The sequence below is a fragment of the Rothia endophytica genome, assembly GCF_039543885.1.
In the GTDB taxonomy this organism is placed as follows: Bacteria; Actinomycetota; Actinomycetes; order Actinomycetales; family Micrococcaceae; genus Rothia; species Rothia endophytica.
Genome location: NZ_BAABKP010000003.1, coordinates 80257 through 102654 on the forward strand (window position 1 = coordinate 80257; position 22398 = coordinate 102654).

At 55.9% G+C, this 22398-nt stretch carries 17 protein-coding genes and 1 riboswitch; of the genes, 9 read left to right on the plus strand and 8 right to left on the minus strand.

The annotated features are described in order from the left end of the window. Window positions 1-78: 78 nt before the first annotated feature. The gene (locus tag ABD982_RS08525) at window positions 79-1614 is read right to left on the minus strand and encodes an MFS transporter (RefSeq protein ID WP_345446455.1); all 1536 of its coding nucleotides are present in this window, start codon (window positions 1612-1614) and stop codon (window positions 79-81) included. 97 nt (window positions 1615-1711) lie between these two features. Between ABD982_RS08525 and ABD982_RS08530 the strand changes: the two genes are divergently transcribed. Beyond that, window positions 1712-2281 (plus strand): TetR/AcrR family transcriptional regulator, encoded by a 570-nt coding sequence (locus tag ABD982_RS08530; RefSeq protein WP_345446457.1) that lies wholly within the window; start codon window positions 1712-1714, stop codon window positions 2279-2281. Between the two features lie 121 nt (window positions 2282-2402). Here the strand turns inward: ABD982_RS08530 and ABD982_RS08535 are convergent, their stop codons facing one another. Continuing rightward, window positions 2403-2582: a hypothetical protein gene (locus ABD982_RS08535; RefSeq protein ID WP_345446459.1), complete on the minus strand. Its 180-nt coding sequence runs from the start codon at window positions 2580-2582 to the stop codon at window positions 2403-2405. A 151-nt stretch (window positions 2583-2733) separates the two neighbouring features. Continuing rightward, a riboswitch (SAM riboswitch) is annotated at window positions 2734-2825 on the plus strand. A 79-nt stretch (window positions 2826-2904) separates the two neighbouring features. On the opposite strand from ABD982_RS08535, the gene ABD982_RS08540 reads away from it, so the two are divergent. From ABD982_RS08540 to ABD982_RS08560, 5 genes are read left to right on the plus strand one after another with little or no spacing between them, the layout of a single operon-like run. Next, window positions 2905-3720, plus strand: a complete 816-nt coding sequence (locus ABD982_RS08540; protein WP_345446461.1) for a methionine ABC transporter ATP-binding protein — start codon at window positions 2905-2907, stop codon at window positions 3718-3720. Then, the gene (locus ABD982_RS08545) at window positions 3713-4375 is read left to right on the plus strand and encodes a methionine ABC transporter permease (protein ID WP_251380333.1); all 663 of its coding nucleotides are present in this window, start codon (window positions 3713-3715) and stop codon (window positions 4373-4375) included. Before ABD982_RS08540 ends, ABD982_RS08545 begins: the two co-directional genes overlap by 8 nt. Window positions 4376-4409: 34 nt before the next feature. Next, on the plus strand, window positions 4410-5774 hold the full coding sequence (locus ABD982_RS08550) for an LLM class flavin-dependent oxidoreductase (protein ID WP_345446463.1): 1365 nt from the start codon (window positions 4410-4412) through the stop codon (window positions 5772-5774). 29 nt (window positions 5775-5803) lie between these two features. Beyond that, complete coding sequence (locus tag ABD982_RS08555; RefSeq protein WP_345446465.1) at window positions 5804-6679, plus strand: MetQ/NlpA family ABC transporter substrate-binding protein; 876 nt, start codon at window positions 5804-5806, stop codon at window positions 6677-6679. Between the two features lie 25 nt (window positions 6680-6704). After that, a complete protein-coding gene (locus tag ABD982_RS08560) occupies window positions 6705-7922 on the plus strand; it encodes an acyl-CoA dehydrogenase family protein (RefSeq protein ID WP_345446467.1) in 1218 nt (405 codons plus the stop codon). 57 nt (window positions 7923-7979) lie between these two features. Here the strand turns inward: ABD982_RS08560 and ABD982_RS08565 are convergent, their stop codons facing one another. The 3 genes from ABD982_RS08565 to ABD982_RS08575 form a co-directional block, all read right to left on the minus strand. Beyond that, window positions 7980-8993 carry a magnesium and cobalt transport protein CorA gene (locus tag ABD982_RS08565; protein WP_345446469.1) on the minus strand — a complete coding sequence of 338 codons (1014 nt, stop codon included), beginning with the start codon at window positions 8991-8993 and terminating at the stop codon, window positions 7980-7982. A gap of 80 nt (window positions 8994-9073) precedes the next feature. Next, window positions 9074-11383 carry a glycosyltransferase gene (locus tag ABD982_RS08570; RefSeq protein WP_345446471.1) on the minus strand — a complete coding sequence of 770 codons (2310 nt, stop codon included), beginning with the start codon at window positions 11381-11383 and terminating at the stop codon, window positions 9074-9076. A 139-nt stretch (window positions 11384-11522) separates the two neighbouring features. Further along, window positions 11523-12812: an adenylosuccinate synthase gene (locus ABD982_RS08575; protein ID WP_251380338.1), complete on the minus strand. Its 1290-nt coding sequence runs from the start codon at window positions 12810-12812 to the stop codon at window positions 11523-11525. Window positions 12813-13114: 302 nt separating this feature from the next. Here ABD982_RS08575 and ABD982_RS08580 point away from each other — a divergent pair, with 302 nt between their 5' ends. Together ABD982_RS08580 and ABD982_RS08585 are read left to right on the plus strand one after the other, a co-directional pair. Continuing rightward, window positions 13115-17023: a S8 family serine peptidase gene (locus ABD982_RS08580; protein ID WP_345446473.1), complete on the plus strand. Its 3909-nt coding sequence runs from the start codon at window positions 13115-13117 to the stop codon at window positions 17021-17023. Window positions 17024-17189: 166 nt separating this feature from the next. Further along, window positions 17190-18179: a glycosyltransferase family 2 protein gene (locus ABD982_RS08585; protein WP_345446475.1), complete on the plus strand. Its 990-nt coding sequence runs from the start codon at window positions 17190-17192 to the stop codon at window positions 18177-18179. A gap of 209 nt (window positions 18180-18388) precedes the next feature. Here the strand turns inward: ABD982_RS08585 and ABD982_RS08590 are convergent, their stop codons facing one another. Then, entirely contained in the window at window positions 18389-18829 is a 441-nt protein-coding gene (locus tag ABD982_RS08590; RefSeq protein ID WP_345446477.1) for a DUF4870 domain-containing protein, read from the minus strand. A gap of 125 nt (window positions 18830-18954) precedes the next feature. Between ABD982_RS08590 and nadE the strand changes: the two genes are divergently transcribed. After that, entirely contained in the window at window positions 18955-19776 is an 822-nt protein-coding gene (nadE, locus tag ABD982_RS08595) for an ammonia-dependent NAD(+) synthetase (protein WP_251380342.1), read from the plus strand. 120 nt (window positions 19777-19896) lie between these two features. Here nadE and ABD982_RS08600 read toward each other — a convergent pair whose 3' ends face one another. Further along, window positions 19897-21198 (minus strand): M18 family aminopeptidase, encoded by a 1302-nt coding sequence (locus ABD982_RS08600; RefSeq protein WP_345446480.1) that lies wholly within the window; start codon window positions 21196-21198, stop codon window positions 19897-19899. A 21-nt stretch (window positions 21199-21219) separates the two neighbouring features. After that, the gene (locus ABD982_RS08605) at window positions 21220-22371 is read right to left on the minus strand and encodes a CPBP family intramembrane glutamic endopeptidase (protein WP_345446482.1); all 1152 of its coding nucleotides are present in this window, start codon (window positions 22369-22371) and stop codon (window positions 21220-21222) included. Window positions 22372-22398: the final 27 nt, after the last annotated feature.

Sequence of the window (22398 nt, forward strand, 5' to 3'; positions counted from 1 at the left end):
GTGTCGCACTTTTAGGTTACTTCACCGGTCAGCATTCACCCCTGTAGCCAGTGCGCCCAGCCGTCCTGGTGCAGCACTCTACATTTTGACGCTGCGCAGAGTTCGCAGAGCCACAAGAGCTGCGAGCACCATGACCGCCGCACCGATTAGGGAGGTGTAGACCGCTCCAGAGTCGAAGGCATGACGGGCTGAATCCAATAGTTGCTCAGCCAGGGCAGGTTCTAGATGCTGGGCAACGCTGGTGGCCCCACCCAAGGTTTCACGGGCCGCGTCAGCTGCAGCGGCGTTTACCCCTTCTGGCACAACCACCCGAGCAGCATATACCGCGTTCAGAATGGAGCCCAGCACGGCGGTGCCCATCACCGAACCGGTTTCGTAAGCAGTCTCAGAGATAGCGGACGCCGCTCCCGCCTTGGGTGCGGGGACACTGGTCATAATGATGTCGTTGGAGAGGGTCTCGGCCATACCGATACCTGCACCCAGCAGAGCGAAAGCCAGAATAATACCCAGATCAGACTCCACCCGTGCCGAGTAGGCTACCAACGCAAAGGCTAGAGAGCTGAGCATCAGCGCAAAAGCCACCACATGGGAGGGTTTAAAGCGCTTGACCATTCTGACCACCAACAGCCCCATAATCACCGTTGTGGCAAGCCCGGGCAGCAGCAAGAAGCTTGCCTGCAGGGGTGAATGTCCGCTGACCAGCTGCATATGCTGAGAGACAAAGTACAAGAAGCCAACCAGAGCAAAGACTGCCAGTAGATTGGCGGCTACCGCACCCGAGAAACGCGGGTTGGTGAAAAGGCGGACGTCCAACATGGGGTTGTTGCGTGCCAGCTGGCGGCGAGTGAAAAGCACACCTGCGATCACTGCCACCACTAGGGTGAGCGCGGTTTGCAGATCAAACCCAGCGGTCGCAAAGTGCTTGATGGAGTAGACCAGCGGTGCCATGGTTAGCATGACCAAAGCGATAGAGAGCGGGTCAATAGCACCGGGGTTAGGGTCTTTAGATTCAGGCAACACCAGGGGCCCGGCAATGAGTAGAGGCAGGAGCACCGGTACTGCCATCAAGAAAATTGAGCCCCAGCTGAAGTGTTCAAGAAGCACTCCACCAACGATAGGGCCCAAGGCAGCGCCACCTGAGAAACCCGCAGCCCAAATAGCGATAGCGGTGCGACGCTCAACAGCGTCTTCAAACATATTTCTGATAATGGAAAGGGTGGCGGGCATCAGCATGGCTCCGAAGAGGCCCATAGCGGCACGGGCTGCGATGAGCCAGTCAGCTGTGGGGGCGAAGGCAGCAGCTGCCGAGATGACAGTGAAACCCGTGCCACCGACCAGCAGCAGACGGCGGCGGCCCAGGCGGTCCCCCAGACTACCGGCTGGCACCAGTAGACCCGCGAGAATGAGCGGGTAGATATCGGTAATCCACAGCAGCTGGGCGCCCGTGGGATTAAGCTGTGCAGAAATGACCGGCAAGGCAAAGGAAAGCACAGTGTTATCAACAGACACCAAAAGCACCGGTAGCATCAGCACAGCTAATGCCCACCAGCGTTTGGGGTAGGGCGTTGTTGAGACGGGGTTCACGGCTGGGATTTGGCCGGTTGCCGAGCGCATGGGCACCTCAATACTCTAGGGGTTAGTGATTCCTACCCAAGATACTGTACCGTCTGGACGGTTCTACATCAAGGGTTTTGCGTGTACCCTGGAATACATGAGTGCACGCGAAAAGATATTGGATGCCTACGAGAGAGTGCTTGTTGAGAACGGCGAACGCGCCGCTACTTTAGAGGCCATAGCTAAAGCTGCAGGTGTCTCCAAGGGGGGTTTGCTCTACCACTTCAAGGACAAGCGGGCTCTGGCATCTGGGCTTTTGCAGCGCCTTGAGACCCTAGCTGAACAAGACGCAGTTCTTATGAGCCAGGACCCCGCTGGGGCCACCGACTATTATGTGCGTACCTCGGTCTGGCAGGACTCGCCTCTGGACCGAACCATCATTTCAGTCACGCGCCTGGGCAATGATTTTCAACCAGCGGTGAATACCGCCATGAAGCGGGTGCAAGACCGCTGGCTCAGCCTGCTTGAGGATGAGGTGAAGGACCCCCACGTTGCGCGGGCGATTTTGCTGATTGGGGACGGCCTCTACTACAACGCGGTGCTATCACAGGCAGGGGATAGCAGCGAGAAAGCAACCTCAGCACAGGGGCAGAGCCCCTCCCCCAGCCCAGCAGATATCAAAGGTCTACTGGGGGCTATCAGCAAACTAGTAGGCAATGCAGCCTAGAGCTGCTCAGGCAACCCATAGATCCTGAGCTTCTACAATAACTAACCTATTGGTGAAGATGAGTACCTGATAGCAGTGATGCCGGGTGGCTTCCCTTGGCTCTCAGCTCTCTTCCGTTGGGCTACCGCCATCTCTCCCACCACTGCTGTAGCACCGCTGAGTTAGTCATTTCCTCATCTGAGAATTTTTTAGACCTATTCTCTTGGCCATGGATGGCATCATGCGCACCTTCCATACGCTCATCCAGCTCAGCTGTTACGCGAGCATTTTGGGTCAGTCCTTTAACTAGGTATTCAGGCACAGGGAAAGGCTATTCTTCCCGCTAAATCATTACACCCCACCCTTAATGTGGTGTGCCCTGGTTCATAATTCTTCATACCTAGACTTTTCACGTCATCCTCTGTCTTTCGTTTGCCAACCCCTACGAGGCATGATTAGAGTCAAACCCAACAAAACCATCAAGAGCGACCGAGAGACCTGGCTCAGTGACGTCGCAGCAACCAGCCCTTTGAGGCCCGGTGCTCCCGCCAGGAGGCGATGGAATCCCTTTTCCGCTCCGGCCTCCCCTCTGGATAGGCTTATGCTGTTCTAGGTTTCCCTCGCATGTCTACGAGGAGTAAACAGTGATTCAACTGGATAACGTTTCGGTGAGCTATGGACGCGGCGAGCGCAAATTCTGCGCAGTCAAGGACGTCTCTCTCCACGTTCCCAAGTCATCTATACAAGGCATCATTGGGTTCTCTGGGGCAGGTAAGTCAACGCTTCTTCGTTCGATAAATCTGTTGGAGCGTCCCAGTGCTGGGCGGATTCTCATTGATGGGACTGACCTGACCAATCTCAACCCAGCGCAGCTACGCGAAGCCCGCCACAACATTGGCATGATTTTCCAGCACTTCAACCTGGTCAATAACCTAACCGTGCGCAAGAACGTTGAACTTGCCCTGAAATTTGCTGGTGTTAGCCGTGCGTTTAGAAAAGAGAAGGCGCGCCAGGCTCTTGAAATTGTGGATTTGGCGGGCAAAGAAAATGCCTACCCCGGGCAGCTGTCAGGGGGCCAAAAACAGCGGGTAGCGATAGCCCGTGCCCTAGCACCTCAGCCTCAGATTCTTCTCTGCGATGAGCCGACCTCCGCCGTCGACCCACGCACCACTGGAAGTATTTTGCAGTACCTCAAAGATATTAATACTGAATTTGGAATTACCACTGTTCTGGTTACCCACGAGATGAACGTAGTCAAGGCTTTGGCCGATGAGATTGCGATTCTTGAGGGCGGCGCCTTGGTTGAGCAGGTGAGCACCAAAGATATTCGCCGTAAAAATTTCATTCCTACTAGCGACATTGGCGCCTACCTGCTTGATGACTCCATCAGGCTTAACCCCACCGTTGAGCTAGCCGCATCAGAACCCGTCCAGTCTGTAGAGGAGCTACACCATGTTTGAGCGCATTGTTGAAATTTATCCGGAACTTCTGACAGCACTGGGGCAGACCTTTACCATGATTGCAGTAGCTATTCCCCTGGCTATTGCCGGTGGTACCCCCCTGGGGATTCTGCTGTACCTTTGGGGGCCAGATGGGCTCTCCCCTCGACCTAAAGTGCACAAGGTACTCGACACCGCGGTGAACATAGCCCGCTCTTTTCCCTTTCTGATTTTGCTCATTGCCATCATTCCCTTCACCAGACTTTTGGTGGGAACAACCATCGGCACCGCCGCGGTCATCGTCCCTCTCACCATCAACGCAGTGCCCTACTTCGCCCGTTTTGTAGAGCAGAACCTCACACAGTTAGGTCAGGGCACTGTAGAAGCAGCCCTTGCTATGGGAGCTAAACACCGCCAGGTAATTTCTCATGTTCTGCTGGTGGACGCAATTCCCGCCCTGGTTGGGTCTGTCACCATCATGACGGTCAGCTTTATTTCTTACTCAGCTATGGCAGGGCTGGTAGGCGGTGGAGGTATAGGCGACTTCGCTATCCGCTACGGCTACTACCGTTACGAAACCCCGCTGATGGTCCTAGCGATTCTTCTTATGATTGCCCTGGTATCTCTGGTGCAGGTCAGCGGATCTCGTCTTTCACGGGCCCTCGATAAACGCTAACACTATAAAAACTTCACCCTGCACGAGGATAACTATGTCTACTTTTAGCCAGCGCCCCCGCCTACTGTTGAGCGCTTTTGTTATGAACACTGGCAACCATATTCGCGGCGGTCAGTGGCGCCATCCCGATGCCCAGCAGCACCGTTTCAACGAGCTAGCCCTCTGGACTGATTTAGCCCAGCAGCTAGAAGCTGCCCACTTTGACGCGCTCTTCCTGGCAGATGTGGTGGGTCTGTATGGAAACCATGAAGGCAGCACAGACTCACTTATTCGTAAAGGCCTTCAAGTTCCTTCCAACGACCCGCTGGTACTGGCATCAGCTCTGGCTGCTGTCACTCAGAACCTGGGGTTGGCTATTACCTCATCGGTGATTCAGGCGCACCCCTTTACCTTTGCCCGCCAACTCTCAACCCTTGATCACCTGAGCGGTGGCCGGGTTGCTTGGAACATCGTTACTAGCTCTTTAGAAAACGCCCACAAGAACTTTGGTAGTTCCTCCATCACGGAGCACGACCAGCGTTACGACTGGGCAGATGAATATTTGGAGGTCTGTTACAAGCTCTGGGAGAGCTCCTGGCAGGAGGGTGCGCTGCTCACAGATAAAGAGTCCGGTATCTTTGCTAACCCGTCAAAGGTTCACAAAATCAACCATTCTGGCCAACGTTATTCTGTGGAGGGGCCGCATCTGGTGTCTCCTTCACCCCAGCGAACTCCCTTACTGTTTCAGGCAGGTAATTCAACCCGGGGCACGGTATTCGCCGGTAAACATGCCGAAGCTGCTTTTGTTTTTGCTCCCTCTCCCGACTACGCTCAGAGGTTTTCAGAAAAGCTGCGGGTGCAAGCAGAGGCAGCAGGACGGCGTCGGGAGGACATCAAGCTCTTTGCGGGCCTGTCCTTCACGGTTGGCTCCACGCAAGAGGAAGCTCACCGCCTGCACGAAGCAGAGCGGGAGTACCTAGATGTTGATACGGTGCTGGCCCATATCGGCGGAAGCCTGGGCATCGATTTAGGTGGACTTCCCTTAGATACTCCCTTAGGTGACATCGAAACCGAAGGCTCACGTGGGATCCTAGATGCGATTAAGGCCTCTACCCCGGGCCAGAATCCTACGTTAGAGGACGTTGCCCGCTACCGTACCGAGGCCCAGCACCTGGTAGGAACCCCAGAGCAGATTGCCGATCAGCTAGAGCGCTGGCAGGACGCCGGAGTGGCTGGAATTAATGTCATCAACTCCTTCTTACCCAGCTCTTATACGGACTTCATCGACCATATTCTGCCCGAACTGACCCGCCGCGGACTAGCCCAAACGAGCTATGCTCCCGGGACTCTGCGCGAAAAATTTGGGGAATCCCAACCCTACAGCGCCAACCCTACTGCAACTTTTTACCGCACACACTAAAACCTCTTCTTATCCTAAGGACGTACACCATGAGCCTCTCTATCAACCGCCGACAGCTTCTCATCAGTTCAGGCATCGCAACCCTAGGCGCACTGGCATTCAGTGCCTGCGGCACTGCCGCTAGCGGTAACGATAAAACCATCACCATCATCGCTACTGAATCAGCCCCCTACCAGGAGCCCACCAAAATCGCCCAAAAAATTCTGAAGGAAAAAGGCTGGGACCTACAGGCAACCTACGTCACCGATATCGTGCAGCCCAACCTCGAGGTTTCCCAAGGCACCTATGACGCTAACTTCTTCCAGCACGGGGCATACCTGCAGCAGTTTAAGCGGGACAAGGGGCTTGATTTGGTGCCCCTTTTCTACGAGTACACGTCCCCTGCTGGTGTCTGGTCACAGAAGTATTCATCCCTGGATGCCCTACCTCAAGGGGCGAGGATCGCCATCCCGGTCGACACCTCCAACAACGGCCGTGCTTTAGCTCTTCTTGCCCAGCATGGTCTTCTCACCCTTACCGAAGGTAAGCCTGTGACCCATCTTTCTCAACAAGACATCCTAGAAAACCCCAAAGATCTCCAGTTCGTAGAGGTCGACCAGCAGTCTCTGTCCAAGACCCTACCGGACGCTGACGCCGGTTTTCTTTTTGTCCGTCTCGCCTCAGAAATTGGGTTGGAACCTCAGGCCGCGCTGGCTTTTGAAACCACTGAAGACGCCCTGCCCTACATTTGCCTGGTAGCTGCCCGTCCAGATTTTGTTGGCACAGAGAAAGCTCAGGCACTACAAGATGCCTTCCACTCAGATGAGGTTCGGCAGTGGTACAAGGACTACATCGGCGGGGTGCTCGATACCCCCTGGGACCGAGACATTAAAGCTGATTTTGCCTCCTGGGACGTAGACGCCTAACCCCATCTGGAGAGAAGAACGACACATGACACTTTCAATTTTGCCCACTTTTACCACCGTCCAGCGGAAGGCAAGCCACAAGCACTGGGTGGAGGTTGCCCATAAAACCGCTGAGAAACTGCGGGCAGATGTGGTGGAGCGCGACAGCGCTAATTTACCGCCGTTTGCTGCTAAGAAAATACTGCAAGATTCCGGCCTACTTCCCCTAAATATCCCTCGCTCGTTAGGCGGTGAAGGTCTGAACCTGCATGAGGCTTTTGAGCTGGTTCAGATCATTGCCCGGGCTGATAACTCAACGGGGCAACTCCTGGGGTACCACTACCTCTTTCAGGTTTTCCCCTACTTGGATATTGAGGGTGAGCGCGCTCAGCAACTGGCAACAGACAGCATCACCAACCGTTGGCTATTCTCGTCCACAGGCACACCTCAGGGGAGCCAGGTGCAGGCACAACGGGTAGAAGGTGGCTACATCATTAATGGTCTTAAGCCTTTTGCTACCGGTAGCAGGGTGGCAGATCAAATTTTTGCCCGCGTCTTTACTGCTGAGGGGGACCGTATTGCTCTGCTGGTTGATACCACTGTCGATGGGGTTGTGCTGCATGATGACTGGGATGTTTTGGGGTCCCGTGGGACAGCAACGAATAGCATTGAGTTCCGGGACGTTTTTGTGGCCCAAGAAGCGGTCATTGCCGACGTTGGGCCAACCGACGCTGACCGGGAAGTCTATAAGACCCTGTCAACGCTCGGCTTTCAGCTGCTCTTTGGCACGGTCTATCTGGCTGCGGCAGAGGGCGCCTTCCTTGAGGCGCTAGGATACACGCGCGATACATCGCGGCCCTGGTTTCACGCTGATGTACAAAAGGCCACAGACGACCCCTATATTGTGCGCACCTACGGGGAGCTGGCCAGCAAACTACAGGCACTGAGCGCTCTAGTGCAGCAGGCGACCGATAGCTTGGATTGGCTCATCAGCCAGGGCAAGGAAATCACTCTTGAGCAGCGCTCAGCGGTTGCTGAGAATATTGTGGCTGCCAAGATTACTGCCCACGAGGTGAGCCTGGAGGTCACTCAGAGAGTCTTTGATGTGACCGGTGCAAGAGCCACCAAGACCGAACTTGGGTTAGACCGCCACTGGCGAGATGTCCGCACTCATACCCTGCATGACCCTGTTGCCTATAAGTGCAAGGAGCTGGGCACCTACCTGCTGAACGGTGAGTTGCCTGTTCCTAGCGCCTATCAGTAAAACGCAGAGGCGCGACCTCTCCGCACACGTAAACTGCGCGGGGAGGATTGGCAGGTTTTAGAGCCACTCTTTCTTTTTGAAAACCAACCAGAGTCCCAGGGAAACCGCCACCATCAACCCCAGCGCAAAGGGGTAGCCAAAAGTCCAGTGGAGCTCGGGCATATCGTCAAAGTTCATGCCGTAGATTGACCCGACGATGGTGGGGGCAACGAAGATAGCTGCCCACGCTGAAATTTTCTTCATGTCATCATTCTGACGTTCAGCAACAATCGTGGCATTGACCTGCAGAGCATTTTCTAGGGAAGTGAACAGGTCATCCACCCGCTCGCTAACGTGCACCGCATGATCGTGCACATCGCGGTAGTGGCGCAGGAGTTCCAAGGTTTCTTCTTGTTGCTGCTCGGCACTCGCGTTGGCTTGCGTGCGCAGCCTGCCCATAATGAGCTCTAACATCTGGGCCACCGGTTTGACAGCGCGCTTGAAGTCACTGACTTCATTGAGCAGCCCGTAGATGCGCTGGGAGATTTCTGAGGCTTCATGATTATCTCCAAAGAGGGAGTCTTCAATCTCATCCCCGTCATTTTCTAGACCCTCGACCACGGGGATATAACCATCGACTAGGCCATCCATGAGCTGGTGTAAGAATTTCATGGGGGTGGGCTCGTCTTCAAGACGGGCGAAAGCGGCTTCCATGACTTCTTGGGAGTGAACCTCTGAGCGCAAGGAGTCTTTAATAAGCCAGATTACGAAGCGTGGACCAACAAAGACGTGGGCCTCACCGAACCTGATTTCCTCGAGTTCATCGACATAGACGGTGGGCTTAAGCACCACAAAGTAGATATCACCGTATTTTTCCATTTTGGCGCGCTGGTGGCCAAATTGAGAGTCTTCGACCGCTAGACGGTGCAGGCCAAAGGTGTCAGTGAGCCAGGCGAGGTCAGTATCGGTGGGGTTGCTAATCCCGATAAAGGCTTGTTCACCGGCACGGTAAGCATCGATCGTTTGTTGTACCGAATCGCTAGGTCGAGCAGCGCCGGCGTCAGGGTTGAGGACATTCAGGAGAAGAGGCATGGTCTCTATCTTAGGGCAGGACGCAGTGCGCGGCAGGGTCAGCGGCCTCAGCGGAAGGAGCCCCCACTGAGCAAGGAAGATTAGGGTCGATTCTCCTCCATGAGCGCCGGGCGAGGAATTCGCCGTAAAACTCTGTAAAGGATGGTGCCCTGAAGGATGCCCAGGGCATACCCCAGGTCACTGAAAATCTTCACCCTTGTCTCTAGGTCGCGATAACGAGCCAGACGGTAGGGAGTTTTGAGCAGAATGGGCATCTGCTTGATGACCGAGGTATTTGTCTGCACCTGCGCAGGGAAACGGCTTGTCACCAGCACATCATTGAGACCGTAAAAGCGTTGACGTTTCAGTTGCTGAGCCGGGCTATGTGAAATCCGATAGGCAACTGCTGCCCCGTAGGCTTCTACCTGCCGCATACCTGCTAAGCGAGCGCGGGCAAAGAAATCCCAATCATCCCCGCCTCGGGTGTAAGAGGAATCGAAGCCTCTCAGCTGAAGCCCTGCTTCCCTGCGAAACGCTAAAGACCCCCCACCGATGAAGAAGTGAGTTTCAATGGGGGCAGAAGGGTCAGGGTCCTGAACAAAGACGTCCTGCCATTTAGGTTCAGTGAATAGCCGCTGCACCTCGGGGTGCTGCAGGCTCAGCCCTCCTTCGTCACTGATATAGAGGTATTGACCTAGCACATAGGCATCGGGATAGGTGCACATTGCATCATACATCGCACGCACCCACCCCTGGGATACGAAATCATCAGCATCGCAAATCATAATAAAATCGCACTGCGATTCTTGAATCCCCACGTTCCGGGCGTGGGAAACCCCCTGAATCTGAGAAGAATCCACGATGCGCACGTTGAGCCGATTCCGATATGGTTCAACCGCCGCTGCCAACTCATCTGTGCTGCCGTTATCACTGATAATTACTTCAAAGGTGGGTGCTGACTTTTGGAGCGACAGACATTCCAGCTGATCACCAATGGTGTGGGCGGCATTGTAGGCAGGAATAATAACGCTGACCAGGGGCTGACCTGCCACCCTTCCAGTAGGGTGGGCAGCGCGGTAGTCCGCCCAGGACCGTTCCCTATCATGCTGAGCATGTGCCAACGTCTCGCTCAGTGAAACCTGGGCTACTTTGGCCCTGCGAGCAGTGTTCTGCTTAGACCAATCCCCCACCTTAAAGGTGGGAGCAGGGCCGAGATCCATCAGACCCCCGGAAGCTCGTTGCCCCCGAAGCTCGCTGGCAACAGCGTCCCACCAGGAAACAGAGAAAATTGCCAGCTCACGTGAACGAGATTGTAGGTGAGCGGTAATATCTTCACGCCGTTCAATCGCTTCAGTGAGAGCCTGATCAGCAACCTCAGCGATAAGCTCCTGAGACACAGCAAAACCCTCAACACCGTAATGAGCCATCAAGCCCGCTATCCGTATATCGGTGAATGCATCCGGTATGAGCGCAATATAGGGAACACCAGCTGCCAGAGAGAAAACACCGGGGTGGTAACGGTTAGAAAAGTTAAGGTGAGCGCCTTGGTGTATCGCTACCGTAGAATCTGCGTGCAGGATAGGAAGCACCAGGGAAGGTGAAGTCATACACTCAGCGATGCGCCGTGCAACAATAATGTCGTCAAGGGCGTCCCCGGGCCTACCCTTATGCTGCACCAGCACGGTAGTAAACCCATACCTTCGGTAAATATCATCCAACCGCGCAGCGATTTTCTGCACTTCAGAGTCACTCAGGTTGGTGAAGGTGGCACAGATATAGTCGCTGGGTAGCGTAAAATCCGGGGCATGGGGAAGGTTTCGCTGACCTACCTGGTAGAAAGTCGCGTCATCCAGGCAATGTCTCGCATCTATTCCTAGCGCACGCACCCGGTCAAAGGAGGTCTGCTCGCGCATACCGACCAGCTGTGCAGCGCTCAGAAGCTCCGCCAGTGTACGCTCGTCCCGGTCGGTCAAAACAGGGCCAATAGACTGCCCTGAAATCACTAGAGGAATCCCGAAATGTTCTGCCACCAGAGCATAGGCTGCCCGCTCATACAGGAGCCAGCCGAAGACAGAGTTCATGTTTCCGCCACCAGCTATCAGAATGGCATCCATGGCAGAAACATGATGGATGAATTCGGCAATCTCCCGCGCCACTCGGGCACCGCTCAGACAGGCTCGCACCTCTTCAAGATATTCTTCACGGCGAGCAGGCTCACCCGGAAAAATCAGGGTTTCTATATAACCTTGGGCAGAGCCAATGTAGGCGCGGGAGTGATCGGTCGAACGAGTAGCGATATAGGTTTCAAAACCCCGCTCTTCTAGAGCTACTTGGGCAGCGATACCCATAGCCTCATCACCGACGTGGTAATTTTCTTGCCCAAGATCCGCAAGGATTAGGACCTTTGGCACTTGATATACCTCATTCCAGACTGTGAGCTGCAGATTTCAATTAATGACAGAAGATAAGACCGCCAATGACGCCGCGTAACTGTTTCCACCAGCTACTGAGCCCACAATGGCGGTCTTTTAGTGACTTTGACGAAGCTGTCTAGCTTTCGATCAGGTCGCGTACCACAATGGTCTGCTCGCGGCCCGGGCCGACACCGATTGCAGAGATGCGGCAGTCTGAGATTTCCTCCAGCTTTTCCACGTACTTCCGTGCGTTGGCTGGGAGATCCTCCAGGGTCTTAGCCTCGGTGATGTCCTCAGTCCAGCCGTCGAAGTACTCGTAGATAGGCTTAGCATGGTGGAACTCTGACTGGGTCATGGGCATCTCGTCATGACGCACGCCGTCCACCTCGTAGGCAACACATACAGGGATCTTCTCAAGCCCGGTGAGCACGTCCAGCTTGGTGATAAAGAGGTCAGTAAAACCGTTCACGCGCACTGCCTGACGTGCTAGCACGGCGTCATACCAGCCGCAACGACGGGGGCGGCCGGTGTTCACACCAAACTCGCCGCCGGTCTTCTGCAGGAATTCACCCATCTCATCAAAGAGTTCGGTGGGGAAGGGGCCAGCGCCCACACGGGTGGTGTAAGCCTTCTGAATACCAATGACTCGGGTGATACGGGTGGGGCCTACACCGGAGCCAACGGATGCACCGCCAGCGGTGGGGTTAGATGAGGTGACGAAGGGGTAAGTGCCGTGGTCAACGTCCAAGAAGGTCGCCTGGCCGCCCTCCATCAGCAGGATCTTGCCCTCATCCAGTGCCTTGTTCAGCAGCTGAGTGGATTCAACAATCATGGGGCGCAGGCGGTCAGCGAAGCTCATGAAGTAGTCCACAATTTCTTCAACCTCGACGTGCCGGCGGTTGTAGACCTTGACCAGCAGTTCATTCTTCTGACGCAGGGCACCTTCGACCTTCTGGCGCAGGATGGACTCGTCCAGAATGTCCTGCACACGAATGCCCAGGCGGCCAATCTTATCCATGTAGGTGGGGCCGATACCGCGGCCGGTGGTACCGATGGCGCGCTTACCCAAGAAGCGCTCGGTGACCTTATCCATGGTCTGGTGGTAAGGAGCTACCAGGTGTGCGTTAGCTGAAATTTTTAGTTTGGAGGTGTCAGCGCCGCGTGCTTCAAGACCGTCGATTTCTTCAAAGAGAGCCTCGGGGTTAATCACCACACCGTTACCAATAACAGGTACCGCGTTGGGTGACAAAATGCCTGCCGGAAGGAGCTTAAGCTCGAACTTCTGACCGTTCACAACTACGGTATGGCCTGCATTATTACCGCCGTTAGGCTTCACCACGTAGTCAACGCGGCCACCTAAAAGGTCAGTCGCTTTACCCTTACCTTCGTCGCCCCACTGGGCGCCGACGATTACGATCGCTGGCATATATTCTCCTGTACTAGGATCTTCACCGGCCGGATTTCACGGCGGTGTGGTGTAGAACGAGAATCCAGTATCCAAGGCAGGTTTACGCGGAAAAATCAGAACACACCAGCTTCTAAGAATACCCGTTACCGGGGCGGGGTGCTATTTTTGCCCGATATTTCACCTCCTCAACAGTTGGCCCTGACGTGGAGCGGTCAGTAGATGCAAAAGTTACGTTGATAACACGTGTCACAGCCCACCTTTTCAGATAGAGTGAATCACATCACCCGCATACGTATTGGATCTACCCGAAAGGAATCCCCATGAAAGAAACAACCTCGCGTCAGCAAGTTCTTCGTTCATGCGCGGTAACGACGCTAGGGCTGGCTCTCGCTCTCCCCCTCACCGTCCTACCCACCGCACATGCGACAACCGATGCAGATGCAAATCTCGCACCAGTATCATCCCTCCAAGATGCCCTACTCTCAAATTCTGACGGCCAGAAAGTTAGCTCTAACCTCGATGACGCAGAGGGATCCGTTGCTGTTTTCGTGCAGTTCAAGGGTCAGGGCGCCTACGAAGCTACACAGCCTAGGAGCGTCCTCGACGGGATATCAGACCCGGTGGATACCGCTTCACAGGTTCGTAGCATTCAAAGCGCCGTTGAATCTCAGGCAGCTCAGGTGGCTGGCGAATCAGGTTCTGACGTCATTTACACCACCTATAACTCGGTACGAGGCGTCGCTCTTCAGGGCAATGCGGAGTCCCTGCGCAAACTTGCCGAACGCAACGACGTTGAGCGCATCTCACGTATCATTCCCAAGGAACGAGTCAACGGCACATCAGACATTGACACCGCAGCACTAGCAACCTGGGTCAACACCGGCAAGACCGGTAAGGGTGTCACCATCTCTGTAGTAGATACCGGTGTCGACTACACCCACTCAGCCTTTGGTGGCCCCGGCACCGATGAAGCATACCAAGAGGCTCAGGCAATGTCTGAAATGCCTTCAGCCGATAGCGGCCTTTATGACCCCGAAAAGTTCATCGGCGGTTATGACCTCGCAGGTGATGACTACAACGCTTCTGATCCCACCAAGAACGTCCCTTCACCCGATAACAATCCCCTGGACTGCGCAGCTGCAGGTCACGGTAGCCACGTAGCCGGCACTGCAGCCGCCTACGGCACCAACGCTGATGGAAGCACCTTTGACGGGGACTACTCTAAGCTAACCTCAGAAGATGTTCAGACAATGCAGATTGGCCCCGGTTCAGCACCCGAAGCTCAGATAGTGGGCCTGCGCGTCTTCGGCTGTGAAGGCTCAACCAACCTCACCGGTCAAGCTCTTGACCGCTCCCTAGACCCCAACGGTGACGGCGACTACTCAGACCGTGTTGACATCGTCAACCTTTCACTGGGCTCAGACTTTGGCCCCATTGATGATCCTGACAATATCATCATGGATTCGCTCTACCGCAACGGCGTTCTTACCGTTACCGCTGCCGGTAACGCCAATAACTTTGGCGGTCAGGGTGATACCTATTCAGTACTGGGCACCCCCGGTAACACCATCTCATCTCTAACCGTTGCTAACACCATTGGCTCCACGGGCTACGCAGATGGTGCTGAAATTCTTGCACCCGCCGATATCGCTGGCCCCGTTGTAGGTGACTACAGCGTCAACTTCAACTACAACACCGCCACCGAAGAGCAGCTCACCGGCGAAGTTGTAGCAACCACCGCTGAGAACCCCTACGCTTGTGAGGCTTACCCGGCAGACACTAACTTCGCTGGCAAGTGGGTCTTCATCGACTGGTCGGATGAAACCGGTAACTTCCCCTGCGGCTCAGCAGTTCGCTTCAACAACATCCAGAATGCTGGCGCTGAGGGCGTCGTCCTTGCCTCCCAGGTTGTGAAGGAAGATTCGGGTATTGCCGGTAACGCCGGCATCCCCGGTGTTCGCTTGACTGCTCAGGATGCCGAAAAGGCTCGTCCCGCTGCTGAAGCCGGCACCCTGAAGATTAAGCTTGACCCTGAGATGATCGGCGCTGCCCTCCTTGAAACCGGACAGCATGATAACGCTAACCCCTCGACCGCTCGCGGCCAGCACGGTTCAGCAGGTTTCACTAAGCCCGACGTTGCAGCCCCTGGCACTTCCATCAAGTCAGTTGCAGCTGGCGGCGGCACCCAGCCTGCCGTGATGACCGGTACCTCCATGGCAGCTCCTCACGTTGCTGGTATTGCAGCTCTCGTGCTTGAAGCTCACCCCAACTACTCGCCTGCCTCACTCAAGGCAGCGATCATGAACTCGGCTAATCACGATCCCAAGGATCTGGATGGCAACACCTACTCGGTAGAACGTGTTGGTGCAGGCCGTGTTGATGCCCTGCAGGCTGTGAACTCAGATGTTCTGCTTTACAACGCTGATCGCGCTGAGCAGGTTTCATCGAGCTTCGGTGTAACCGAGGTTGCTACCGGTGACGTCCTCACACAGACCCGCAACTTCACCGTTGATAACCGTGGCGATCAGGATCGCACCTTCGCCATTAACTTCAACGACAGCTCCTCCCTGCGGGGCGTAGAGCTGTCCGCACCAGCCAACGTTACTGTTGCAGCTAACTCGAAGGCTACCTTCACCGTTACCGCAACCACTAACGGCGCTGAACTGGCGAAGACCATGGACCCTGCTCAGCTCGAGGAACACCGCGGTATTGCTCGCCAGTACCTGGCTACCCTGTCAACCCGCATGATTCTTTCTGACGGTGGCACCACTCTGCGCGTTCCTGTACAGGCTGCTCCTAAGCCCGTTTCAGAGATGAAGGCCGAGGCTATCCACTTTAGCGGTACATCCGCTCAGGAAAAGGTTAAGCTCTCAGGTACAGCTCTGAACCAGAACGGCTACGTATCAGGTCTGGGTGCCTTCCAGCTCGGTGCTGAAAGCGCCCGAATCCCCACCGGCAAGCTCGGTCAGCCCTCTTTCCAGGCAGTTGACTTGCAGTACGTTGGTGCCAACTCCACCATTCGTGAACTCGGTGGACTTCAGAACGGCATCCCTGCCGGCGCTATGTTGAACATTGGTCTATCGACCTGGGGCAACTGGGAAACCATGACCCCCTCTGTAGCGTTTGAAGCGAGCATCGACGTAAACAACGACGGTGTACCTGATTTTGCTGCTGTAACCACCCGCATCACCGGTCTTGACTACCCTGTCGTCAACCTGTTGCGCCGCATGGATAACGGCTCCTGGAGCCCCGTTGACACCCAGCCCCTCAACGGCGCTCTCGGTGATGTTGACACCAACATCCTCGACACCAACGCCGCTGTTCTCCCTATCTCACTAAACGCACTGAACCTGACTTCCGCTCAGGCTCAGAGCCTCAGCTACAAGGTACACGGCATCGCGAACGGTGAAGTCATCGAAAGCACCGACTGGATCAAGTACAACCCCTACGATCCTGCACTGTCTTTCGCCTCTAACCAAAAGCTAACGGATTCGCTCTTCATTGATGCTCCGGACACCGAAATTACCGCGACCCGGACCTCAAGCGACTCAACCCGTGCTCTCTTCTTGCACATGCACAACTCAACCGGCGACCTCTCAGGTATCCACAAGGATGTTGTAGGCAATAAGGCACAGGTAGTAGACGTACAGAACAGCCCATCAGATCCCACCGTGATGAACCCCCGGTTCACCGACGTCCCCGCTGATCATCCCTTCTACACCGAGATTAACTGGCTTGCAACACGCGGTATTACCACCGGCTGGTCCGATGGCACCTTCCGCCCCAACGAGTCAGTAGAGCGCGGCGCGATGGCAGCATTCTTCTACCGCCTAGCAGGGTCACCGGCTTACACCGCACCCAGCGAATCCCAATTCAAGGATGTTCCCACCGATCACCCGTTCTACAAGGAAATCAGCTGGTTGGCAGAACAGAATATCACCACCGGCTGGTCCGATGGCACTTTCCGCCCCAGCGAACCCGTGAACCGTGACGCGATGGCAGCCTTCTTCTACCGCATGGCAGGGTCACCGGCTTACACCGCACCCAGCGAATCACCGTTCAACGATGTTCCCACCAACCGCCAGTTCTATAAGGAAATTAGCTGGTTGGCAGAACAGAACATCACCGATGGTTGGGAGGACGGGACCTTCCGCCCGAAGACCCCCATTGAGCGTGGTGCGATGGCAGCCTTCCTCTACCGCTACGATGCAACCGTGCTCAGTCAGTGAGGAAAATAGCTGACATAAGGCTCGAATGTAAGTAGAAATGGTGCCCCCGGTTTCAAGATCGGGGGCACTTTTCTTGTCTCCCACGCGTTCCAATTCTGCTTTCGATAGGCACACGCTACGATGGTTCTAAGACGTCACCTTTCCGAATTTAGTTATCGTGAGGCCCATGAATACTCCCTCTGTTGCCATCATCGTCCGCACCAAGGACCGCCCAGTTTTCCTAGCGCGTGCTCTCTCTAATATCGCGGAGCAAACCTTCACTGACTACACCATTGCGCTCATCAACGACGGCGGCGAGACAGAGGCAGTCGATGCCCTCCTAGCAGAACAGCCTGCTGAGTTCCGCAGTAAAATCCAGGCCTTGCACCGACCTGAGTCAACCGGCATGGAAGCCGCAACCAACGCAGGCATCCATGCAACTAACAGCACTTTTATTGCGGTGCACGATGATGACGATCTCTGGGAACCTACCTTTCTTGAAACTACCGTGCGCACCCTGGTCGAAACCGGCGCTGCTATGAGTGTGGTTCGCACTGACGAATACTTCGAACGCATTACCGATGATGGCTTTGAATTTATCGACTCTGTCCCTTTCTGGGGTTACCTCGAATGGATGAGTATTCAGGATTTCTTCCGCATCAATCGCGCGGTGCCTATCAGCATCCTCTACCGCCGGGAGTTACACGAGAGCCTGGGGTACTATAATGAGTCTCTGCCTGTGGTGGGTGACTGGGAGTTCAACATTCGGGTGGCGTCCGCCCACGAGGTGGTTTTCATTAATGAAAATCTAGCCCACTGGTCAAAGCGTGTAGAAGCTACCGGCGCTAACGCTAACTCGGTTTACGCCGGGCAAAATCTGCACGCCGCCTACGATTCCAAGGTGCGGGCAGAAGCTATCCGTGAGGATCTCGCAGCAGGTGGCCGCCCAGGCCCCTACCTCTACCAGGCTCACCTTGCCAACGAGGTTCAGGACGCTGTGCACCGGGTGCTAGAGGTAGCCGAACGTAACCAGTATTTGCTGGGGGAGCTAGAGCAACGTATCACAGAGCTTGAACGGCAAAATGCCCACCTCAACCAGCAGATAAGTCGCAGAAACCCGAGAAAAATCGCACGGCGATTGACCGGTGGTTTCTCGCGGCGCGATACTGGCACGTAGAGCCAGACAAGCGAGCTTCTAGGCCAGGTGGCTACCGACATGACCAAGGAACTCTAAGGAACTCTTCTCCACCGAAAAAAGCAGGAAGATGGCAGAAACTGCCATCCCCATCCCTTATAAAGGCAGTGCAGAGGCAGAAGATATCGGCCCTTGTTCACGCCTTTTTCATGAACGCTGAGAACTCACGGATGACCGGGCAGGTTCGCTTTTTAGCTCAGGAGCTTAATGGTCATGGGGTAGGTGTAAACCTCACCCTGGTTAGCCTTAATTGCTGCAAGAATATGTAGCACGAGCAAAGCCACACCAATGGCGAGGAAGATGACCCAGGTGAAGATTCCTGCAAAACCAAGGGTCAGGACTGTCACCAGAATGGTCGCGATATAGACCAGCCAGAGGGTAAAACTGAAGTTAAAAGCACCGGCAGCGGCAACGCGTACAAAAGCATAACCGGGGCGGTCCTTATAGATAAACCAGAAAACCAGAGGGCCAATAAAGCTGGCAAAAGAAGCGGTAAGGACGAGCCCCAACAAACCCGAAAGGTGGGCCAGGGTTGCCATCACTTTTGCATCAGAAGGGATAGGGTTGCCGTACGCGTCGAAAGCTTGCGCGGGCTGCTGCCCATTAAAGTTCTGTCCGTATGATTCAGTCATGATCTGTGCCTTTCTCTATTACTGCCAGCCTACCCAAGGGTTCGGGCGGCGGTAAGAGAAAAACCCCAATTTCATTCCTAAGGATGATAGGGAGGCTCTCAGTATTCACGGAGTAAGATGGAGGCATGCGCGAACTACAGGCTCACATCATTGAAGAATTGGGCGTGAAGCCCACCATCAATCCAGCAGAAGAGGTGCGCAAGCGCGTCCAATTCCTGGTGGACTATCTCAAAGCCACTGGCACCCGCGGCTTCGTCCTGGGCATATCAGGCGGGCTAGACTCCACCCTAGCAGGGCGTCTTTGCCAGCTAGCTGTAGAAGAGCTAGAACTTGAAGAGATTGAAGCGGAATTTATCGCCGTTCGTCTGCCCTACCAGGTTCAGGCGGATGAGGACGATGCCCAGGCTGCCCTGCGTTTCATCATGCCGCAGCAGACTGTCACCTACAACATCATGGACGCCGTGAATGGCTTCGAGAGTGCCTTTGAAACCGCTACCGGCCGCGAAATCGCTGACTTCAATAAGGGTAATGTCAAGGCCCGTGCCCGCATGATTGCCCAGTACGCCCTAGCCGGGGAGAAAAATCTGCTGGTTGTAGGCACCGACCACGGCGCTGAGGCAGTCACGGGCTTCTTCACCAAGTTCGGCGACGGTGGAGCGGACATCATACCTCTGCACGGTCTCAACAAGCGTCAGAACCGCGAGCTGCTCAAGGTGCTGGGAGCTGACAAGCGGCTCTGGGAGAAGGTGCCCACCGCGGACCTGCTGGACGGTAAGCCCGGCAGAACCGATGAGGATGAGCTGGGGCTGACCTACGACCAGATTGATGACTACCTAGAGGGTAAAGACATCGACCCGGCGGCTGCCGAAAATATCGAGGGTAAGTTCCTGCGCTCCCGCCACAAACGCACCACCCCCGTCACCATCTTTGATAGCTGGTACAAGTAGGTAGCGCACCTCCGCGAGTGTGCGTCTTATCGCCGAGCGTGCGCCTTAGAGGTGCACGCTCGGCGTTTTAGTGCACGCCCGTCAGTAGGCATGACCGTACCCACCGATGATAGGCCCCCCTTAGATGGTGAAGAAGCCTTCAATTGCGCCGGTCAGGTGGGCCATGTCTGCCACGCTGACCATCTCGCGTGCCGAGTGCATAGAGAGCAGACCGACACCGACGTCCACGGTGCGCATCCCCAGACGGGTAGCGGTGATGGGGCCGATGGTGGAGCCGCAGGGCACGTTGTTGTTAGAGACAAACTGCTGATAGGGAACCCCCGCTTTGGCACAAGCCTGGGCAAAGATACCCGCGCCTACGGAGTCGGTCGCGTAGCGTTGGTTGGCGTTGATTTTGAGCAGGGGGCCGCCGCCGGGAACAGGGCGGACGCTGGTGTCGTGGTGTCCAACGTAGTTGGGGTGAGCTAGGTGTCCGGCGTCCGCTGATAGGCAGACAGATTCAGCAACCGACCTGCGGTAGACCGCCGGGCTTTCACCGCGGGCTTCTGAGAGCCGCACCAGGACGTCCTCAAGGAAGGGGCCAGCGGCACCTGATCGGGTTTCAGACCCGATTTCTTCGTGGTCGAAAGCTGCAAACATGAGGCTGTGATTCCCCACCGTGCCAGCCTCTGCCACCCGCTGCAGCGCGGTGAGGCCGGCATGAACCGAGGAAAGATTATCCAGGCGTCCAGAGGCAAACAGCTCGCCATTCTCACCAAAAGTGCGCGGGGTCTGGGCATCCGCAAAGAGCAGGTCGTAGCCCACGATAGCGGCAGGGTCTAGGGCCCCGCCCTCAGCTCGTTCTGCCAGGTAGGCAAGGACATCCCCGCGAGAGTCACCGAAACCCCAGACCGGGTAGAGGTTGCCCTGCTTATCCAGCTTGAGCCCGGCGTTGGCCTCGCGGTCCAGGTGGATGGCGAGCTGCGGGATACGAGCAATGGCATCGGTGGCTACCAGGCGGGTTTCAAGTTGACCGTTGACGAGTACGGTCAGGCGGCCTGCTAGGCGCAGTTCGCGGTCTAGCCAGGAGTTCAGCAGAGGGCCGCCATACACCTCGACGCCCACCTGGTTCCACGCCAAAGTGCGCACCGATGAGGCAGGTTTGACCTTGAAACCCGGTGAATCGGTGTGGGCACCGAGCACCCGGTAGCTCTGGTGGGTGGGTGACCCTATCCAGGCAATAATTGCCCCGTCGCGCACCACAAAATGCTTGCCAGTGGCGGCTTCATCGCCCCAGAGCTGGCTCTCCTGCAGTTCGATAAAACCGGCAGCCGTCAGACGGCGAGCGCTCTGCGCCGCGGCATGAAAGGAGGTAGGTGACGCCGCCACAAAATCGGCAAGGTCGGCAATGTTGGTCTGAGGATCAAGGGCTTGAAGAGTCATAGGACACAGTCTAGCGAACTGCTAGCGAGCGCCGGTCACCTCGTCCTTAACCCAGACCTGAGCAGTGCGGGTACGCGCCAGTTTCCGCTTCTTAGCAGCCCAAAGCACTACCAGCACGAAGAGGCCCTGGGTGATGACTGCCGATACCAGGTTGACCCAGGTGGAGCCCTCCAGGACGAAGGGGTCAGCCAGACCGTAAATGCCGAAGGTCATAGCCACCAGGTTATTGACAACGTGCAGGGCAATCGCTGCTTCTAAGCCGCCGGTGCGCCAGGTGACAAAACCAGCGGCGAGTGCCATCACTAGGATGGAGAGCTGCGCCCAAAGATCGTAGGCATGGCCTAGCATAAAGAGCGGAGCGGGAAGGACAATCGCCCAGGCGGGGTGCTTGAGCCAGCGGCCTACGGTTTGTAGCAGATAGCCACGGAAGACCAGCTCCTCCGCATATGCCTGAAAGGGAACGATGAGTACCACCAGCAAGAGCAGAACCGCCAGGGTGCTGCCCTGAGTTTTGGGTTCGAAGGTCAGGTTCCCCCCGGTTGCAAGGTCAAGAGCGACAGGGAACACTACAAAAAGCAAGGCAGCGATACCGCAGCAGGTGAGTAGCCAGTCCCAGCGTATGCGCCCTGCCACCGAGTGCACCAGGCCCCAGGGTTTAGGGCCAATAATGAGGCGGGCCAGCCACATAACGGGGAACATGAGGGCGATTGAACCGAACATGAGGGTAAAGCTAAGGGGAGATTCTAAAGCTGACCGCTGAAGTGTCTCCATCGTGGAGGTCATTTCCCCCGCATCCATCGGCGACTCAGCAGAAGAAACAGCCTGCAGCACCAAGGGAATGCTCATCAGAAGACTCAGAACAAAGTAAATGGGCACCCCGATGGCGGCCTCCACCAGAGGTGACCACCAGCGGTTCTTGGGGTCCGCTAGCGCTAACCGGTGGTAGCCCAGCTCTTGGGTTTCAGCGCGGTAGCCCGGACGCCACCCCGGCGGTGGTACCTGTAGGGGCGGAGCTTGGTCGTTGCCAAGGAACGGGGCCGGAAGATAGCCACCAGGAGATTGGTGCAGCGGCGCCTGCGTGTAAGGGCTCAGTGGTGGCTGGGTGACCTCTGGGCCGGGCACGTCCTGCCCGTCTGCACCCCAGGGGGTGTGTTCTCTGCTGTTTTCGCTCATACTCCAACCTTACGCAAGAAAACCGGT

Bases quoted from the DNA above. Each gene is read 5' to 3' on its own strand.
- ABD982_RS08550 (WP_345446463.1), top strand. From the start codon at position 4,410: ATGTCTACTTTTAGCCAGCGCCCCCGCCTACTGTTGAGCGCTTTTGTT.
- ABD982_RS08575 (WP_251380338.1), bottom strand. From the start codon at position 12,812: ATGCCAGCGATCGTAATCGTCGGCGCCCAGTGGGGCGACGAAGGTAAG.
- ABD982_RS08585 (WP_345446475.1), top strand. From the start codon at position 17,190: ATGAATACTCCCTCTGTTGCCATCATCGTCCGCACCAAGGACCGCCCA.
- nadE (WP_251380342.1), top strand. From the start codon at position 18,955: ATGCGCGAACTACAGGCTCACATCATTGAAGAATTGGGCGTGAAGCCC.
- ABD982_RS08555 (WP_345446465.1), top strand. From the start codon at position 5,804: ATGAGCCTCTCTATCAACCGCCGACAGCTTCTCATCAGTTCAGGCATC.
- ABD982_RS08580 (WP_345446473.1), top strand. From the start codon at position 13,115: ATGAAAGAAACAACCTCGCGTCAGCAAGTTCTTCGTTCATGCGCGGTA.
- ABD982_RS08600 (WP_345446480.1), bottom strand. From the start codon at position 21,198: ATGACTCTTCAAGCCCTTGATCCTCAGACCAACATTGCCGACCTTGCC.
- ABD982_RS08560 (WP_345446467.1), top strand. From the start codon at position 6,705: ATGACACTTTCAATTTTGCCCACTTTTACCACCGTCCAGCGGAAGGCA.
- ABD982_RS08590 (WP_345446477.1), bottom strand. From the start codon at position 18,829: ATGACTGAATCATACGGACAGAACTTTAATGGGCAGCAGCCCGCGCAA.
- ABD982_RS08565 (WP_345446469.1), bottom strand. From the start codon at position 8,993: ATGCCTCTTCTCCTGAATGTCCTCAACCCTGACGCCGGCGCTGCTCGA.
- ABD982_RS08525 (WP_345446455.1), bottom strand. From the start codon at position 1,614: ATGCGCTCGGCAACCGGCCAAATCCCAGCCGTGAACCCCGTCTCAACA.
- ABD982_RS08605 (WP_345446482.1), bottom strand. From the start codon at position 22,371: ATGAGCGAAAACAGCAGAGAACACACCCCCTGGGGTGCAGACGGGCAG.
- ABD982_RS08545 (WP_251380333.1), top strand. From the start codon at position 3,713: ATGTTTGAGCGCATTGTTGAAATTTATCCGGAACTTCTGACAGCACTG.
- ABD982_RS08530 (WP_345446457.1), top strand. From the start codon at position 1,712: ATGAGTGCACGCGAAAAGATATTGGATGCCTACGAGAGAGTGCTTGTT.